The organism is Janthinobacterium sp. SUN206 (genome assembly GCF_030587305.1).
GTDB classification, from domain to species: domain Bacteria; phylum Pseudomonadota; class Gammaproteobacteria; order Burkholderiales; family Burkholderiaceae_D; genus Janthinobacterium; species Janthinobacterium kumbetense.
Genome location: NZ_JAPWIB010000007.1, coordinates 221639 through 240049, shown reverse-complemented (window position 1 = coordinate 240049; position 18411 = coordinate 221639). Strand labels below are relative to the sequence as shown.

Below are 18411 nucleotides of genomic sequence, written 5' to 3'. Positions count from 1 at the left end.
ACTTATCGACTGTTAATTGTTAAAGAACTGTATTCGGTTACTGCTTTCGCGCTATCGACAAAGCGTTGTGTTTGTCAGCTGCGAAGAAGGAAGAGTATGAAGCAATTTGCTACGTCCGTCAACCCCGTTTTTCAGCGCATTGCGCTTAAAAACTTTTCTCACTTCACGCTGCATTTGCATGCGTCGTTCAGCGAGGGGGCGAATTATAGCCAAGCAACAGCGTGTCCGCAAGAGCCATTTATGGCAAGACGAATGATTTCACCAAGGTCAATTCGCCGGCGGCCCGCATCGGCACCTGGAAGCTCTGCAGCTTTTCACGTGGCGTGCCTTCGTTGGTGATGACCGATATGCGGGCGACGGTCAGCATGGCGGTGTTCTCGCCGCTGCCGTAGTAATTCACATAGACGTGATAATTACCCTTCACAGGCGCCGAACTGGAGAAAATCTCCGGGCCATAGCCGGTGGTCACGTCCACATCCAGCGCGCCACCATCTTTCAGGACGCGATTGCCGTACCAGGCATGGCCGCCGTCCGGCGTGACCACGTGCATATCGAGGTCGGTGCCGGCGCTGTCCCAGGACAGCACGATGCGCAGGCGCGCCTGGGTCTTGCCCTGGTAGCTGTCAACAAACTGGGCGCGCGCGCGGCTCCGGCCATCCGGCGAGCGCACTTCCACGCTGTTCGAGCCGCTGCCAAAGCCATACGGACGGCCATAGCTGCCATCCTCTCCCACTTCCATCGGCATCGCCACGCCATTGACCACCAAAGTAGCGGGCTTGCCCTTGACGGCGCCTGCGATGCGTCCCCGTATCTGCGCCGTCTCGGCCTGGCCCGGCTGCAGGTTAACCGACGCGGCGGGGTAGTTGACCGCTTGCGTGTATTGCTCGCTGGCGCCGGCCGAATTGCGCCAGCCGCTCCTGGGGGCGTCGATGGTGACCTGGGCCTGCGCCCAGATTGGCAATAGCATTAGCGGAATCGAGCAGCGGATATAAAAACTCACAGGGCCTCCAGGTTAAGGTCGACGAGCCGGCGGGCCAGCCGCTCGACATATTCTTCGTCCTGGCCGCGCGGATGGTTGCGCAGACCAAGATGCAGGTATTCATGGGCCAAGGTGATGCGATCCTCGCGCGTGGCCAGCGGCCGCATGAAGATGCGGTTGCGCGACTGCTCCGAATACGGCGCGCCGCTCTGCAAGGCGCAGACCAGCGGCGCTTGCGACGGCGCCTCGTAGCCGGCCTCCCGCAGCAGCACGCGCTGCCAGCGCGGCACGGACCGCGCCAGCCAGTCCTCGTTCTGCGCCAGGCGCCGGCAACGCGCGCCGGTATTGCCAAAGGTACTCAGCGCGCCACCAGGATACGCCGCCGCCAGCAATTCATCATAGTGCTTGCCTTGTCTGGCCTGGCGCACCGCCTCGCTCCACGCCATCGTCCCCTCGGACGGCTGGTTACTGTGATAGCGCACGGTGACGCCATCGACGATCAGCTGGTCGGTCCAGCGCGCAATCGCCAGCGCCGCCGGCGTGGCGGGGCTGGGACTGACGCGCTGGGTCGCGCTGCTGTCGGCGATCTGCTGGCAGCCCGCCACCGTCACCGCGTTCTGCTGCAGATACGTGCGCGCGGCGATCGCCAGCGCCTTGGCCGCTTCCGGCTCGCCGGCGTTCGCTTCGCGGTCGAGCACGCGCGCCACATATTCATTGACGCCGAAGCGGCCGCGCAATTGCGGGCGGCCGCCCTTTTCCTGCAACAGCATCAGTTCACCGGTGCTGCGCAAGGCGAGGTTCTGGCCATTCTCGAATTGCACATGGTAGCGGCCATTCAGCGGACCAGTTGCGGCCACGCCACGCTCGCCGCGCACGGCGCGGATCGGATAGCGTTTGAAGTAATCGACGACCACGCAGCCGCCATCGTCGGCCGCGCCCAGTTTCGGCAAGCTGGCGGCCAGCCTGGGCGCCCACTGTGCAAAGACATTGCTGCTGCCGCCCGCGCCGCCAAACCAGATCGGCGTGCCGTCGGCCAGCCAGCCGGCCGCGCCGCCGATACGCTCTTCTGCCTGACCCTTTTTCTGCTCGTGCCAGGAATACGTCTTTACGCGCAGCTGGCTGCCGAACCAGCGCGCCGTACCGGCGCCGCGTCCGTCCAGCACCACGCGCAGCAGCGCAGCCTCGGCATCCACGCGGCTGGCGGCCGGGATGCTGTCCAGCGCGCGCAGCAGGCTATCCAGACGCACCGTGTGCGCCGGCGCCATCTGCGCGGGATCCGCCAGCCAGGCAAAGTCGCCGGCCGGCGCGCTCCCCAGACGGCCGGTCCAGTAGTTGCGCCATGCCGCCGGCGCGATCATCAAGCGCCTGGGCGAGAAAAATGGGCCGCAGGACTGCGCCAGCGCCGCATCGTGACCGATGCTCTGGCCCGCATCGCAGCAATACACTTCTTCCGGATCGCGGCCACCGCAGCGGTAATCCGGCATCGCCACCTTGTTATCCGTCGCGTATATATATACGAACAGCTTCCACAGGCTGGCCAGCGGTATTTGCCGCGCGCCGTCAAACGGCGGCGAGAGGGGCTGCGCGGCGCCGCCCTGACGCAGCTGCCGCACTTCGATCTTGCCATCGCGCCACCAGGCCACATCCAGCGATTTTGCCGATGGCTGCGCCCAGGCTGGCGCGGCCAGTAGCAGCGTCACCAACAATGCGGGAATTGCCACACGCATCACTCGACCTTCAGTGCGCGCGTGGTCTTGCCGCCGCCCTCGAACGCTTTCTGCTCCGGCTGATACATGCGGTAAAAGCGCGCAGGCGGCAGCACATAACTGCCCTTCTGCGCAAAGCGCAGCAAATGGCGCACCGTCACGTCGCCGGCCAAAGGCTCGATCGGCACGGCATAGCCGTCGCGGCGTTCGGTGTGGCGCGCGCGTTCCAGCGCGGCCGGCTTGTCACCTGCCATGACCATGCCCCATGTCGTCGATTCGACCATGGCGCCCGGTGGCAGCGCCACTTCCAACAAACCAAAGCGGTGCTTCGCTCCCGGTGCAGCCTTCAAGGTGATTTCATCGAGGTACAGCGCGTCCGTGCTCAGCACCTCGCCCGGCTTGACCAGCTCCGTCGTGTAGCCGCCCTTGCCCGCCTTCATGCGCAGGATGCGGCGCTCGACGGCAACCGGCAAGGTTTGCACTTCGACGGCGTGGCTGTCGTACTGCAGCACGGCCACCGTGCCTGCGGGCGCCGGTGCAGCGAGACGCAGTTTGTCGGGCTGGCCCTTGGCGTCGTTCCAGCGCCAGACCGGCTGGCCGCTGCGGCTGTCGCGTTTTTGCCAGGCGCCGTCCAGCGTGACGGCCGGCCCCTTGCCGAACGATGCGCCACCCAGCTTCTTTTGCACCCACATCAACGTCATCGCGCGGTCCAGGGTCGGCATCTCGGCGCGCACGCCAGCCAGCACCGCGTCGGCCTGCGATGGCGGTACTTCGCCGGCCAGCATCAGCAAGGCTTGCGCCACCGGCGCTTTCGATTCGCGCAAGACTTGCCAGGCGCTGGCCACTTGCAGTTGCAGCCCATGCGGCAAGGCGATGCCATTCTGGCCGGCCACCAGCGCCACCAGGCCCAGCGACATCGCTTGCGCTTCGCGGTCAAGGGCTCCGCCCAGCAGCAGGCTGCTACTGTCGCCCGCCTGGCGCGGCTTGCCGCCCAGGACGGCGATGGCGCTGTCGTCCACCAGGCCGGCTGCCAATGTCTGCGTGGGCAAGCCCATTTCGCGCGCCATCCACAGCACCAGCGCGCGGTCGCCCATCGCATCCTTCAAGCCATGTTCGCTGTAGACGGCCAGCAGCTTGTTCCAGTGCTCGGGCGGCAGCTCGATGCGCAGCGCGCGCGCCGCGTACCAGTCCGCGTAATAGGCGTAGGCCGTCATCAAGGCATTGCCGGCCGTGGCATTGCCCCACCAGCCGAAGACGGCGTTGGGGCCGGCCATCGACACCAATCGCAGGCGCTGCGCCGTCAGCAGCGTTTGCAGACGCTCACCCGCTGCGCCGGCGTCCGGCCCCAGGCTTTGCGTGGCCAGCGCCAGCGGAATCAAACGGCTCGCTGTCTGCTCCACGCAGCCATATGGATAGTCGATCAGGTCGTCGGCGATGCGCGCGAACTGGCTGGCTGCACCTTGCGCGAACGAGACGCGGATATTGCGCGCGTCCGCCGGCAGCTTGAGTGGAATATCACTCGTGGCGCCATCGAGCGGCAGCACCAGGGTGCGCGGGCTGCTCCAGGCGGCGGGCAAGGTTTGCATGGCCGTGTCCAGCGCGTCGACCAGCTTGCCGTTCTGTTTCAACTCCAGGCGCAGCGGCCCGGTAGCGCCAGCAGCGAGCGGAAACTCGACGTAGTTGACGCCCGGTTTGGCGGACAGTTTTTCCGTCTTCGGCTGCGCACCGCCGGAGAGAACGACGTCGAGCGCCTGCTCCTTGCCAGTCTGGTTGAACACGGCCACCGAGGCACGCGGCGCGTCGCCGGCGCGCATCCAATCGGGCGCCGTCCACTTGGCATAGAAGTTCTTGTCCGACCGCAGATAGGCAGTGCGCTGGCCCACGCGCCCCTGCTCGTCCATCGCGCGGCCCGTAATCCTCCAGCGGGTCAGCGCGTCAGGCATGGTGAAACTCACGCGCGCATTGCCATTCGCGTCGGTCTTGAGCGATGACGCCCAGTACGCCGTATCGATATTGTCGCGGCGCGGACGTTCGAGCACCTTGACGCCGCGCTCGTTGTAATTGTGGCGCGCGGGCGCGCCGGCGGTGCGGCCCTGCGCCATGTCGTAGCTGATGAAAGACAGGCTGGCCGTGGTGCGCACGTTGTTGCGGCGCGGATGGTAGAAGAAGTCGCCGATATCCGGCGCGATTTCCGGCTGCAGCACATAGATCATTTCATCGACCACGCCCAGCGCCACCATGGTGCTCAGCGGCTTGCCGTCCAGGGTGGCCTTGACGTCCAAGGTCACCTTCTCGCCGGGCTGGTAGACCTCCTTGTCGCTCTTGAATTGCAGCGCGATACGCGGCTCGATCACTTGCAGGCCCGCATTCTCGAAGACGAAGTCGCCATTGCGCGTATACGCCACCGAGAACGTCATGTTCGGGCCATGCTCCTCCCTGACGGGGATGCGCACGCGCCACTGCCGCGGCGCCACGCGCTTCGCCTGGTACCAATCCGCGGCGCCGGCCATCAAGCCATGGTGCTCCACCTTGTCGCGTTCGAGCGTCAACAGCGCCTGGTCGACCTTGTCCGAGAAAGTGATCAGCGCCTCGGCGGTGTCGCCCGGACGATAGCGGGCGCGGTCGAGCACGATCTCGATGCTGCCCGGCGTCGTTTGCACGCCATCGCCGGCAACCCAGTGGCTGGCGGCGGCCAGCAGGTTGCCCCGTTCGTCGCGCAGCGCCAGCTGATACGAACCCGATGCGGGGAATGTCACGTCCCAGCCCTTGGCGTTTGGATCGAACGCGCCCTCGGTCTTGCCTTGTTTTTCCAGCTGCACCATCTCCCAGCGCACGGGCTTGGCCGCGCCCTGGCCGTCGGCCAGCAAGTCGAAATACACGGACTGGCCCGGATCGGAAAACTGGCGCGCGGCCTTCAACTGGTAGCTGCTGCTCGAGCGTTCTATCATCAGCTCGCGCGTCGCCTTGACGCGGTAGGCCGCGCCATCGGTCGCCAGCACAGTCAGGATGTAGCGCGAAGGGTCGGCGGCGGGCGGCAAGGTGAAGTCCACATTGCCGCTGCCGTCGCTCGTCACTTCCTCGGTTTTCAAGGCCACCGGGAACAGGCCGCTGTAACGCAACTCGCCCTCGACCATGGTGTTTTGCTGGCCGCGCAGCGACAGGGTCATCTTCGCGTTTTTCACCGGCTTGCCATCGGGGTAGCGCAGCGCGATGCTGCCCTTGACCGCCTCGCCCGTCTTGAATTCCGGCTTCGCTGGCTGGACGTTGATTTCAAAGTGCGGCTTGATGTATTCGGCCACGCGGAAGGCCGCGCCATATGCGCCATCCTTGTAATTGAAGCGCAGTTCATAGCCGCCGGCGGTGGCTTCCGTCGGCAGGCGGAAGCGCGTGTCGGCGCCCGTGTCGCCGGACAGCTGCAGCGTTTGCGTCAGCAGCGGCGTGCCATTCGGATTGAGCACGGTCAAGCTTAGCGGTGCGCTGGCGGCCGCCTGCGAGTTGCGCGCCGACGTGAATTCGCGGCCCACAAACTTGACGTTGACCTCGTCGCCGGGCCGGTACAGGGGCCGGTCCGTCACCGCATAAATCTTGGTGTTATAGATTTCACTGTCATAGTAAAAATTCTCGGACACGAACACGCCGCCGGCACGGTCCTGGCCCAGCACATACGTGTGTTCGGGGCTGCCGCGCTCGAGCGATGCGACACCGTCGGCGCCCGTGGTGGCCGACTGCAGCACGCCGGTGCCGTCGGTCCACGCCACGCTGGCGCCGGCCACGGCGGCGCTGTTGTCGCGCCGCGCCGTCCACACCAGCATCTGGCCGGACGATACCTTGGTGACGGCCACCGTATCCGACACGAACACCAGGGTGGTGGCGCGGTGTTCGCCGATGATCGCTTCGATCAGGTACAAGCCAGGCTGGCGTTTGCCCAGCGGGATCATCACGTTGCCGGCACCGGCGACGATGAAATCGCTGCTCGATCCATCGAGCTTGACGCCTTTCGGCGGTGTGATGGCCTTGGCTTGCCAGATCGGATAGCGGAAGCTGTCGACCAGCTCCATGCCCTTGATCGGCTTGTATTGGGGATGGTTGGCGAACACAGTGCGCCGGCGGATCGCGTCATTCGTCGCCAGTTGCGGCTGTTCCTTCGTGACCGCGAGGCGCGCCTCGCCGGAAAACAGCTTGCGCCAGGCCAGGCGCGACTGCTTCCACCAGCTATCCCACAGAAAGCTCAAGATGTTGGCCAGGCCCTCGCCCTGGTAATTTCCCTCCACCTGGATGCGGTGCAGATTGCGCTGCTTTTTCAGGAATTCCATCGGTTCGGGCACGCGGTAGACGACGATGTCGGCGCCCGAATACGCTTCCAGGTTCATGCGCCCCATGTCGCGCCCCGGCACTTCCAGGCGCACGCGCGCTTCATCAAGACTGCCGTAGCTGGCGTCCGACAGCAGAAAGAAGGGTTCGCCCTTGAAGGTGGCGTAGTTGCTCGGTTCGCGTTCCTGCGCCGAGGCGCCACCAATGAGGACCAACGCCAGCAGGCTGGAAAATAACAGCTTCATGAGAAGCTTCATGACAGGAACGCCAGCCGGAACACACCGGCGAAATTCGGATTGTTGACCACAGGTTGCCACCGCGTGTCCTTCCAGCTCGTAAGTTCTTTGATATCGACGGTCCGCAGACCATTGTCGTCGGGGGTGACGGTGCCGGTGTGGTAGGCGATGCGCGCCCCCATCCAGACCATCAGATGCTGTTCATCGCCCTGGTCGAAAAACAGCAGGTCGCCGGGCAGCGCCTGGCTGATTTCGCGGGCGATGAAACGGCTGTTGTGCTGCACCAGCGCCAGTGCCGTGACGAAGTGGCCGACCGTGCCATCCGTCTGCACCCAGCGGTTGCGCAGGGCCGCCTGGGCCGCGCTCAATTCCAGCTCGGGCGGCAGGCGCCGGTCGCTGGCGATGCCATTTGCACGTAGCCACTTCGCATCATGCACGGTGAGCGCCTCATTGACGGCAAAGCGCACGAGGCCCGCGCAATCGCGGTGCGTCCAGCGTGGCGACGGCCCCCGTTCGATCTGCACATTGACAATGCGCAACATCCAGGCCTGGAAGGCGCGGCTCTGGGCCTGCGACAGCTGCACTTGCGGTTCGGCGGCCGCGCGCAGGGCCCACGCCCGGGGCATTGCCACGGTGGCGGCGCAAACCGCGAGCCAGCGCAAGGCCGCGCGGCGCGCGTGCCGCACCGTCATCGCGCAGTCTCCTGCCATTCCAGCGCTTCCCATGACGTTCCACTGGCTGGCTGCCGCTTGAGCACCATGCGCAGCGGCGGATATTTTTTCAAGGCGTTCAGGCGCGGCACCAGGTGTTCGTTGGCGGCCGCGCGCAGTACCGGTTCGTTATTCGCCGGCAGGGTATCGAAGGCTTCCAGCTGGATCAGCCGGGCCAGCGATGCCGGGGCGATCAGGCCGATGGTATGCGCGCCATCGGGCAGCAGGTCGCTGGCCGCCGGGGCCTGCTTGCGGCGCACGGCCAGCACCTGGTCCACCAGCTTGCCGTCGGCCGAGAAGACAACCGTATTGCCGGCCACGGCCAGCGCCGGCGTGGACTGGCCCAGGGCCGTGGCGACGCTGCGCTCCCAGCGCACGAACCCACCTTTAGCATCCTTGCCGGTAGTCTTGCGCACGGGGTCCTTGCCGCCGATGGCCGCCTCGAACAGGCTGCCATATACAGCGTCATCCCCGGCCTGCGCGCTGCGCGTGGCGACAAACACCGGCGTATGCAGGCGCGAAGTGCCGTACCAGCAGGCGGCGGCCGGCCCTTGCAAGTGCCCGGCCAGCGGCACCACCGGCTCGGAAGTCTTGCTCCCCAGGCGCTTGAGCACCGGTTGCAGCGCGGCCCAGTCCACCGGCACGCTGAAGCAGGCGCTGGGACTGTGCGGCAGCACGGGCCACAGGGCGCTGCTGTCATAGCCGCCGTTTTTCAGCTTGTCCGCATTGAGCAGCACCTTGGACTGCCAGGCGCCCTTCTGAAAATCGAAGCGCAGCGCTTCGAGCGCGCCGAAGAAGGGCTGGTAGCCGAACGACAGGAAATCCGCCTTGACGGCGATGCTGTGGCCCTCGGGCGGGGCGCCGTCGAGATGGAATTGCGCATGAAAGACGTTCTGTTTGGCTGCTTCCGGCGCCAGCAGGCTGGCCACGGTTTTCTCGGCCGTGCCATCGCCGCTCTTGCCGTCGCTGCCGCCATACAGCATGCCGGGATGGGACAGGATGACCAGGCGCTGGCCGTGCGCGGCAAACAGCAAGGTGCGCTGGTAGGCGTAATTGAGCGCATACACGGGCACCTGGCCGCCATCGACGCGCAAGCTGCCGGCCACGCGCATTTGCGTATCCTTCAAGGCGATCTTGCCCGCTTCCTCGAGCAGGCGCGTCAGCTGGTTGCGCGACACGGCGATGGCGAAATGCTTGAGCGAGCCGTCGGCGTCGCGCCACAGGGCCACTTCCGCGGGCTGGTCCAGCACCATGCGCAGCAGCTGGTCGCCCCAGCCCAGTTCATGTTCGTAGGCGATGCGGCGCAAACTGCCCTTGAGCCCCAGCCGGTCTTCGCTCTGCTCGTAATAGAACAGGAAATCCTCGCGCAGCACGTCGCGCGCCAGCGGCACCGTCAGCAAGTCGCGCGGCAAGGTCGACAGGCTTTTCGTGCGGACCAGCGCGTCGGGCCTGGATAAGTCCAGCTTCAGGCCGTTGACCGGCCCCAGCATGCCCCAGCCGAAGACCCGGTAACCGACCAGCGCGGCAGCCACCACGGCCACGCCAGCCAGCGCCCCGAGCAGAACTTTCTTATTGAGTACTTTTTTCGCCAGCACCGTATATCCCTTTTACCCGCCGTAGCATTGACAAGTTAGTAATTATTGACAAATGGTAACATGGCATTTGTGGCCGCAGCGCACAGCTGACGCGACAGCGTAAAATAGCGGTTTCGCCGTTTCAATCGCCTCCCATGACCATCCTGCTCTCCACCCTGAACGCCCGCTATACCCACGCCTCGCTGGGATTGCGCTATTTGCTGGCCAATATGGGGCCGCTGCAAGCGCAGACGCGGCTGCAGGAATTCGTTATCGGCACGAAAACGACGGAACTGGTCGAGCGCATCCTCGTCAACAAGCCGCGCATCATCGGTTTTGGCGTGTATATATGGAACGTCGAGGAAACGACGAAACTGGTGGCCATGCTCAAGCGCGTGGCGCCTGAAGTCATCATCGTGCTGGGCGGGCCGGAAGTGTCGCATGAGGCGGGCGAGCAAGAGATCGTCAAGCTGGCCGACTACCTGATCACGGGCTGGGGCGACGTCACCTTCCCCAAGCTGTGCGGCGAGATCCTCCACGGCCCGAAGCCGCTGATGAAGATCCATGCGGGCGTGCAAGCCCCGCTGGCGGAACTGCAACTGCCCTACTCCTTGTATACAGACGACGATATCCGCCACCGCACGATTTACGTGGAAGCGTCGCGCGGCTGCCCGTTCAAGTGCGAATTCTGCCTGTCGGCGCTGGACAAGACAGCCTGGCCCTTCGCGCTGGAGAACTTCCTGGCCGAAATGGAATCCCTGCATGCGCGCGGCGCGCGCCTGTTCAAGTTCGTCGACCGTACCTTCAACCTGAACATCAAGACCAGCCTGAAGATCATGCAGTTCTTCCTGGACAAGATCGAAGCGAATCCGGACGATCCGATCTACGCCCACTTCGAGCTGGTGCCCGACCACTTGCCCGACGCCTTGAAGGAAGGCATCAGCAAGTTCCCGCCCGGCGCGCTGCAATTTGAAATTGGCATCCAGAGTTTCAATCCGGACGTGCAATCGCTGGTCAGCCGCAAGCAGGACAATCAAAAGGCGGCCGACAACATCCGCTGGCTGTGCGAAGAATCGAACGCCCATTTGCACGTGGACTTGATCGCCGGCTTGCCGGGCGAGGATGAAGCGAGCTTTGCGGCCGGTTTCAACAAGCTGGTGGCCCTGAAACCGCATGAAATCCAGTTCGGCATATTAAAACGGCTGCGCGGCACGCCCATCATCCGCCATACGGAAAACTATGGCATGGTGTTCGACCCGCACCCGCCGTACACCATCCTGGCGAACAAACAGCTCGATTTCATGAGCATGCAGCGCCTCGTGCGCTTCGCCCGCTACTGGGACCTGGTGGCCAACTCGGGCCGCTTCGCCAATACGGTGCAATGGATGCTGGGCGATGCGCCGTTTGAAAACTTCATGGACTTTTCGAACTGGCTGTACGCCCATACGGACGCCACCCACCGCATCGCCATGGAGCGCCTGGCCAAGCTGGTGGCGCAATGGTTGCAGACGCGCGGCATGAGCGCGCTTGAAGCCAATGCCCTCGTGGCCAGCGACTATGCGGGCGGCGCGCAAGCCAACGCACATGCCAAGCCAGCCGAAGTGAGTACTAGCAATGCCAAGGTGCGCCCGGACGTCGCCCTGCCGCAGCGGCAGGCACGCCACCTGGCGTCCTGACAGGCCGGCGATTGAACAGCGGTGGCGGTCTGCGCCATTCTCCCTTAAACTGGCACGATGCCGACTGTACAATCGCCGAAACTGACCCTCTCCCAGACCAGCTCCCAACAGGGAGCCCTTGTCACTGCCAGCGGCACCTGGCAGGTGCACGCGCTGGCGCATGACAATGCGATCAAGGCCATCGATGCCCAGCTCAAGCCCTTGCAGGGCGATGCGAAGGCGCAATGGGACCTGTCGGCCATCGACAGCATGGACCATATCGGCGCCCAGCTGTTCTGGAATGCCTGGGGCAAGCGGCGTCCCGCGCAACTGACCCTGGCGCCGTCGCAGGAAGAGTTTTTCCGGCGCATCGAAGAAACGGGGCCGCTGGAAACGCCACCCTCGCGCGCCAACCGCCTCACGCCCGTGATGAAGCTGGGCATGGCTATTTTGCTGTTTTTCCAACATTTGAAGGGTTTTATCGCCCTCGTAGGCCAGGTGACGCAGGATATCGGCCGCTTCGCGCGCCATCCGATGCGCGGGCCGTGGCGTGAAATTTCCGCCAATATCTTCCATGCGGGCTTCCAGGCGCTGGGCATCACGGCCCTCGTCGGCTTCCTGATCGGCGTCGTGCTGTCCTATCTGTCCGCGCAGCAACTGCGCGCCTTTGGCGGCGACATTTACCTGGTCAACCTGCTGGGCATGAGCGTCATCCGCGAACTGGGGCCATTGTTGGCCGCCATCCTCGTGGCCGGCCGCTCCGGTTCGTCCATCACGGCCCAGCTGGGCGTCATGCGCGTCACGGAAGAGCTCGACGCCATGCTGGTGATGGGCATTTCGCACGGTTTCCGCCTGATCATGCCGAAAGTGCTGGCCCTGGCCATTTCCATGCCCCTGCTCGTCATCTGGACGGATACGGCCGCGCTGATCGGCGGTATGGTGGCGGCCAAGGTGGAACTGAACCTGTCGGCGCGCTACTTCATCCAGAAGCTGCCGGACGCCGTGCCGCTGGCCAATTACATGATCGGCCTGGGCAAGGGCGTGATTTTCGGCATGCTGATCGCGCTGGTCTCATGCCACTTCGGCCTGCGCATCAAGGCCAACACGGAAAGCCTGGGGCGCGGCACCACCACCGCCGTCGTCACGGCCATCACCGTGGTGATCCTGGCCGACGCCGTGTTCGCCATCGTCTTCAATGGAGTGGGCTACTGATGGCGGACGACACCAATATCGCCTGTGGCACGGGCAAGGAAGGCCAGTTCAACCTGCATGGCGACGCGCCCGTGGTGGACATCACCAATCTGTGGACCAAGTTCGGCCGCACCGTCGTGCACCAGGACTTGAACCTGGAAATCGAACGGGGCGAGATCCTTTCCATCGTGGGCGGCTCCGGCACGGGCAAGACGGTGCTGCTGCGCCAGATGCTGGGCCTGGAACATCCGGCGCGCGGATGCGTCAAAGTCTTTGGCGAAGATATCAACCAGGCAAGTTCCGACCAGCTGCAGCAATTGCGCAACCACTGGGGCATGCTGTTCCAGCAAGGCGCCCTGTATTCGGCCCTGACCGTGTTCGACAACGTGGCCCAGCCGATGCGCGAATTGCGCGTGCTGCCCGAGGCGCTGGTGCACGACGCGGTACTATTGAAAATGAATATGGTGGGCCTGGGCCCGGAACATGCGCTGAAAATGCCGTCGGACTTGTCGGGCGGCATGATCAAGCGCGTGGCCCTGGCGCGCGCCCTGGCGCTGGAACCGAAGCTGCTGTTCCTCGACGAACCGACGGCCGGCCTGGATCCGGATCTGTCGGAAAGTTTCGTGTCCCTGATCCAGTCGCTGCACCGCGAACTGGGCTTGACGGTGGTGATGGTCACGCATGACCTCGACACTTTGTTCGCCCTGTCCACGCGCATCGCCGTGCTGGCGGAAAAACACGTGATCGCCATCGGCCCCACGCGCGAAGTGATCGAAGTCGACCACCCGTTCATCAAGCAATTTTTCCTCGGCGACCGCGGCAAGCGCGCGCTGGCCGTCCTCGACGAGAAACAGGCGGCCGGCAAGGCGGCGCAGCCGGGCGACGACGCCGGCACAGACAAGAAAGCGGAGAAGTAATGGAAAACAGATCACATGCCCTGATGACGGGATTTTTTACACTCACCCTGCTGGTGGCCGCCATCCTGTTCGGCGTCTGGTTCAACCGCGACCGCGTGGAACGGGTGCCGTATCTGCTCGCCACCACCCTGTCCGTGCCTGGCCTCAATCCGCAAGCGACCGTGCGCTACCGGGGCCTGGAAGTGGGCAAGGTCGACGCCATCGACTTCGACACGCAAAAAGCGGGACAGATCCTCGTGCACATCAGCGTGGCGCCCGACACCCCCGTCACCAACACCACCTTTGCCACCCTGGGCTACCAGGGCGTGACGGGTATCGCCTACATCCAGCTCGACGACGAGCACGTGGGCTCGACACTGCTGGGCACCAGCAAGGACAAGCCCTCGCTGATTCCCCTGCGCGCGGGCTTGCTCGACCAGCTGGAAAAACGCGGCAAGCGCATCCTCGACCAGGCCGAACAGATCACCAACAAGGTCAACAACCTGCTCAGCCCCGACAACCAGGCGGCCATGCTGGGCGCCTTCAACGAAGTGGGCAAGGCGGCCAAGGCCTTCGGCGCCATTCCCCAGCAGCTGGAACCGACCCTGACGCAATTGCCGCAGCTGACGGAACAAACGCGCCAAACCTTGACGGCCGTCAGTACGGCCAGCAAGAACGTGTCGGACTTGACGGCCACATGGAAAAAGCTGGGCAACGATATCCAGGCGCCCGGCGGCGTGCTCGAGAAGGTCAATGGCACGGTCGACCGGGTCGGCAATTCCGTGGAAACGGTGGCCAATGGCGTGTCGCTGGAAGTCTTGCCGCAGGTAATCGAACTGAGCGGCGAGGCGCGTTCCTCGATGCGCGCCCTGAAAACCACCATGAGCACGCTCAATGAACAGCCGCAGAGCATCTTGTTCGGCGCCCCAGACATTCCGCCCGGCCCGGGCGAGCCCGGTTTTTCGGCGCCGGGCAAATAAGGAGATTGCACGATGAACTTCCCCCGCTTTTCCCCTGTCAGCGTGCTGACCCTGGCCACGGCATTGTTGCTCGGCGGCTGCGCCAGCCGCGGCCCCGTCCCCACTTTCTATGATTTCGGCCCGGCCGCGCCGTTGGCAGCCGCGCAACCGGCCACGCCAGCCGTGCCCGTGCTGGTGATCGCCGACGCCAACGGCCCATCCTGGCTGGACAGCCAGCGCATGTATTACCGCTTGCTGTACGCCGACGCGCAGCAATCGCGGCCGTACGCCTACAACCGCTGGAACACGCCGCCGCTGCAGCTGCTGAGCCAGCGCCTGAAGACGCGCGTGGCGCAAAGCGGCGTGAAAGTGCTGTCGACCACGGACGCGGCCGCCGGCATGCCCCTGCTGCGCATCGACGTCGATGATTTTTCGCAAAACTTCGATACGCAGACGCAGAGCAGCGGCCACGTGTCGCTGCGCGCCTCGCTGTTCCGCGGCCACCGCCTGATCGACCAGAAAACCTTCAGCCGCAGCGGCCCGGCAAGCAGCGCCGACGCGCAAGGGGGCGCGCAGGCGCTGGCGGCGGCCTCGGACGCCATCGCCGCCGACCTGCTGACCTGGTTGGGCACGCTGACCATCCCGAAAGAATGACGGCGCCAGCTTCTCCCGCCAGTCCGGCGGCACCACTGCCGCCCGTCCGCTCCTCGCCCGTGTCGCGCGCGACCCTGCTCGCCTACGTCTTCCTGATCGTGTACGCCAGCTGGTTTCCATTCACGGGCTGGCACAGCAATGGCTTGTCGCCGCTGACGTTCCTGGAAAACACGCGCATGCCCCGTTACTGGACGGGCTTCGACGTGGGCATCAACGTCGTCGGCTACATCCCGCTGGGCGCCTTGATCGTATATTCGCTGTTTCCAAGGATCACAGGTTTCTTTGCAGTCATCGTCGCCAGCCTGTGCGGCGTGCTGATTTCCGGCAGCATGGAAGCCGTGCAAACCTATTTGCCCAGCCGCGTCTCGTCAAACCTGGATTTTTATACGAACTCGGCCGGCTGCTTCATCGGTTCCCTCATCGGCGCCTTGACGGCGCGCAAGCTGCTCGACCATAGCCATTTGTACCGCCTGCGCCAGCGCTGGTTTGCCCAGCACGCCAGCCAGGGCCTGGTGCTGGTGGCCCTGTGGCCGCTGGCGCAAATCTATCCGCAAGGCTATCTGTTCGGCCTGGGCCAGCTGCTGCCCATCCTGTCGGACTGGCTGTCGCGCCTGGCGGGCATGGAGATCGACCTGGCCACCTATCTGCGGCCCGACGTGATCTTAACTGTCGAGCAATATTGGCTTTCAGAAACCATCATCACAGCCTGCGGCATGACGGGCGCCGTGCTCACCTTGCTGTGCCTGCTGCGCCGCGCCGCGCCCCGCGCCGTGCTGATGCTGATCCTCATCGCCGCCGCCCTGACCGTGCGCTCGATGGCCAGCGCGCTGCTGTTTTCGCCGGAAAACGCCTTCGTCTGGATCACGCCGGGCGCCCAGGGCGGTTTCCTGATCGGCCTGATCATGCTGGGCGGCCTGGCGTTCGCGCCGCACGTGGCGCAACGCCGCATCGCGGCCGCCACCTTGCTGCTGAGCCTGGTAATGGTGAATACGACGCCGATCAACCCGTATTTCATGTCGACCTTGCAAGGTTGGGTGCAAGGCAAGTTCCTCAACTTCAATGGCGCGGCGCAATTCCTCGCCTTGCTGTGGCCCTTCATGGCCCTGTGGTTCCTGTGCCTGCCCTCGCACCGCCTGAACCGGCAGGAAGACGCGCAGCGCCAGCGTCGCGAAGACCACCCATAAGCGTTATCATGGCGCATTGATGAATCAGCAGGAGCATAGTATGAGCGACGCACCGTATTTTGAACGCCACGTTTTTTTCTGCATGAATAAACGTGAAGACGGCCGCAACAGCTGCGGCGACCATGGCGCGGAAGCGGCGCAAAAGCATTGCAAGCGCCGCATCAAGGAGCTCGACATGAATGGCGCGGGCAAGATCCGCATCAACCAGGCCGGCTGCATGGACCGCTGCGAAGAAGGCCCGCTGCTGGTGATCTACCCGGAAGCGACCTGGTACACCTATGTCGACACCAGCGATATCGATGAAATCATCGATACGCACCTGGTGGGCGGCAAAATTGTCGAACGCCTCAAGATTTAATGCCAATTTAAGAGATACCCACCAGTATGAGCATCATGAACAGAAACTCGGAAAAATTTACCCTCGCCGGCCATGCAGGCAGCATGGAAGGCTTGCTCGATTTCCCGGCAGACACTCCGCGCGGCATCGCCCTCGTTGCCCATCCGCATCCGCTGTACGGCGGCACGATGGATAACAAGGTCACGCAAACCCTGGCTCGCGCGTTTGTCGCCCTCGGTTATGTGGTGGCGCGCATCAACTTCCGCGGCATCGGTGCTTCCGAAGGCGTGCATGACCATGGCGCGGGAGAGACGGACGACATGCAATTGCTGTATGAACACATGCGCGGCCTGTATCCGGGCTTGCCCGTGGCCTTGTCCGGTTTCTCGTTCGGCACCTTCGTGCAATCGAAGCTGCAGGAACGCCTGGCCGCCGCCGGCACGCCCGCCGAGCGCCTGGCGCTGATCGGCAGCGCGGCCGGCAAGTGGGCCATGGCGGACATTCCCGCCGACACCATCCTGATCCACGGCGAACTGGACGACACGATTCCCCTGTCCGCCGTCTTCGACTGGGCCCGTCCACAAGACATTCCCGTGATCGTGATCCCCGGCGCCGACCATTTTTTCCACCGCAAGCTCAATCACATCAAGAACCTCGTGATTGCCCTGTGGCATGGTGACAAACCCGCAATAGCAGCAGATGATCATTGAAGTGTGGGCTTACTAGCGCCTCCACGGCTATAATTGATCCGTTTTTTCCACGCGGCCATGCAGGTAGCAACAGCATGGCCCTCAGCCTTCATCTTTTTCTCGCAGACCAGCCCCATGAAAAAACTTTTAGCGGCACTGGCCTCCAGTGTATTGTTCTTTTCCGCCGCCTACGCCCAGAGCGTTCCAGCCCCGACCATCGCCGCCAAGTCCTGGCTGTTGCTTGACGCCACCAGCGGCCAGATCATTGCTTCGCAAGATCCGGACGCGCGCATCGAGCCGGCTTCGTTGACCAAGATCATGACGGCTTACCTGACGTTTGCCGCCATCCGCGAAAAGAAACTGGCGCTGGACCAAAAAGTGAATGTGTCCGTGCGTGCCTGGAAAGTCGATTCGAGCAGCTCGAAGATGTTCATCGACCCGGCCACGCCCGTGTCGATCGACGACTTGCTGCATGGCCTGATGATTCAATCGGGTAACGATGCCGCCGTGGCACTGGCTGAAGCCGTTGCCGGCGATGAAGGCACCTTCGTCGTGCTGATGAACCGCGAAGCGCAACGCATGGGTCTGAAAAACACGCGTTTTGCCAATCCGCATGGCTTGCCTAGCCCAGATAACTATTCCACAGCACAAGACCTGTCCGTGCTGGCCAAGCGCGTGATCGCCGATTACCCGGAATTCTACAAAATCGATTCCGTGAAAAGCTTTACGTACAACAAGATCACCCAGCCTAACCGCAACCGCCTGCTGTGGCTGGACCCAACCGTGGACGGCATGAAGACGGGCCACACGGAAGCGGCCGGCTATTGCATGATCGCCTCGGCCCGCCGTCCAGGCGGCACGGGCGAGCGCCGCCTGATCTCCGTGGTGCTGGGCACCACGTCGGACCAGGCCCGCACGCAGGAAAGCCAGAAGCTGCTGAACTGGGGCTTCCAGAACTTCGATACGGTCAAGCTGTACTCGAAAGGCCAGGCAGTGGCCACGCCGGAAGTATGGAAGGGCTCGAAAGGCACCGTGAAAATCGGTTTCGCCCGCGATGTGCTCGTCACCGTACCAAAAGGCACGGCTGCCAAGATGAAACCTGTGCTGGAACGCAAGGATCCGCTGGTCGCGCCACTGGCTGAAAACGCGCCTGTCGGCAAACTGAAAATGATGGTCGACGACAAGGTCCTGCTGGAACTGCCGGTCGTTGCACTGGAAACCATCAACCAGGCCACGATCTTCGGCCGCGCCTGGGATTCGATGCGCCTGTGGTTGAAATAAGCAGTTAGCGTCCCCCATAAAAAATGCCCGCAGATGCTGCGGGCATTTT

The 18411-nt window shown here is 63.9% G+C and carries 14 protein-coding genes; 9 read left to right on the top strand and 5 right to left on the bottom strand.

Annotation, left to right across the window (positions count from 1 at the left end):
- Positions 1-238: 238 nt before the first annotated feature.
- From O3300_RS28255 to O3300_RS28235, 5 genes are read right to left on the bottom strand one after another with little or no spacing between them, the layout of a single operon-like run.
- Positions 239-967, bottom strand: a complete 729-nt coding sequence (locus tag O3300_RS28255) for a YfaP family protein (protein ID WP_289900474.1) — start codon at positions 965-967, stop codon at positions 239-241.
- A 29-nt stretch (positions 968-996) separates the two neighbouring features.
- Positions 997-2679 carry a DUF2300 domain-containing protein gene (locus tag O3300_RS28250; protein WP_305054739.1) on the bottom strand — a complete coding sequence of 561 codons (1683 nt, stop codon included), beginning with the start codon at positions 2677-2679 and terminating at the stop codon, positions 997-999.
- 26 nt (positions 2680-2705) lie between these two features.
- Entirely contained in the window at positions 2706-7241 is a 4536-nt protein-coding gene (locus tag O3300_RS28245) for an alpha-2-macroglobulin (RefSeq protein ID WP_305054738.1), read from the bottom strand.
- An 8-nt stretch (positions 7242-7249) separates the two neighbouring features.
- Positions 7250-7924 carry a DUF1175 family protein gene (locus O3300_RS28240; protein ID WP_305054737.1) on the bottom strand — a complete coding sequence of 225 codons (675 nt, stop codon included), beginning with the start codon at positions 7922-7924 and terminating at the stop codon, positions 7250-7252.
- The gene (locus tag O3300_RS28235; protein WP_305054736.1) at positions 7921-9537 is read right to left on the bottom strand and encodes a DUF2138 family protein; all 1617 of its coding nucleotides are present in this window, start codon (positions 9535-9537) and stop codon (positions 7921-7923) included. Before O3300_RS28235 ends, O3300_RS28240 begins: the two co-directional genes overlap by 4 nt.
- 134 nt (positions 9538-9671) lie before the next feature.
- Between O3300_RS28235 and O3300_RS28230 the strand changes: the two genes are divergently transcribed.
- From O3300_RS28230 to O3300_RS28190, 9 genes are all read left to right on the top strand, one after another.
- Complete coding sequence (locus O3300_RS28230; protein ID WP_305054735.1) at positions 9672-11192, top strand: B12-binding domain-containing radical SAM protein; 1521 nt, start codon at positions 9672-9674, stop codon at positions 11190-11192.
- A gap of 57 nt (positions 11193-11249) precedes the next feature.
- Complete coding sequence (locus O3300_RS28225; protein ID WP_289900480.1) at positions 11250-12383, top strand: ABC transporter permease; 1134 nt, start codon at positions 11250-11252, stop codon at positions 12381-12383.
- Positions 12383-13279, top strand: coding sequence for an ABC transporter ATP-binding protein (locus O3300_RS28220; RefSeq protein WP_289919968.1), 897 nt, complete (start codon positions 12383-12385; stop codon positions 13277-13279). The genes O3300_RS28225 and O3300_RS28220 overlap by 1 nt, the downstream gene beginning before the upstream one ends.
- Entirely contained in the window at positions 13279-14238 is a 960-nt protein-coding gene (locus O3300_RS28215; protein ID WP_099666176.1) for an MlaD family protein, read from the top strand. The genes O3300_RS28220 and O3300_RS28215 overlap by 1 nt, the downstream gene beginning before the upstream one ends.
- 12 nt (positions 14239-14250) lie before the next feature.
- Entirely contained in the window at positions 14251-14871 is a 621-nt protein-coding gene (locus O3300_RS28210) for an ABC-type transport auxiliary lipoprotein family protein (protein WP_305054734.1), read from the top strand.
- Positions 14868-16055, top strand: a complete 1188-nt coding sequence (locus O3300_RS28205; RefSeq protein ID WP_289906929.1) for a VanZ family protein — start codon at positions 14868-14870, stop codon at positions 16053-16055. The genes O3300_RS28210 and O3300_RS28205 overlap by 4 nt, the downstream gene beginning before the upstream one ends.
- A gap of 40 nt (positions 16056-16095) precedes the next feature.
- Positions 16096-16413 carry a ferredoxin gene (locus tag O3300_RS28200; protein WP_034781335.1) on the top strand — a complete coding sequence of 106 codons (318 nt, stop codon included), beginning with the start codon at positions 16096-16098 and terminating at the stop codon, positions 16411-16413.
- A gap of 35 nt (positions 16414-16448) precedes the next feature.
- Positions 16449-17102 (top strand): alpha/beta hydrolase, encoded by a 654-nt coding sequence (locus O3300_RS28195; RefSeq protein ID WP_305054733.1) that lies wholly within the window; start codon positions 16449-16451, stop codon positions 17100-17102.
- Between the two features lie 114 nt (positions 17103-17216).
- Entirely contained in the window at positions 17217-18362 is a 1146-nt protein-coding gene (locus O3300_RS28190) for a D-alanyl-D-alanine carboxypeptidase family protein (RefSeq protein ID WP_099668326.1), read from the top strand.
- Positions 18363-18411 lie beyond the last annotated feature (49 nt).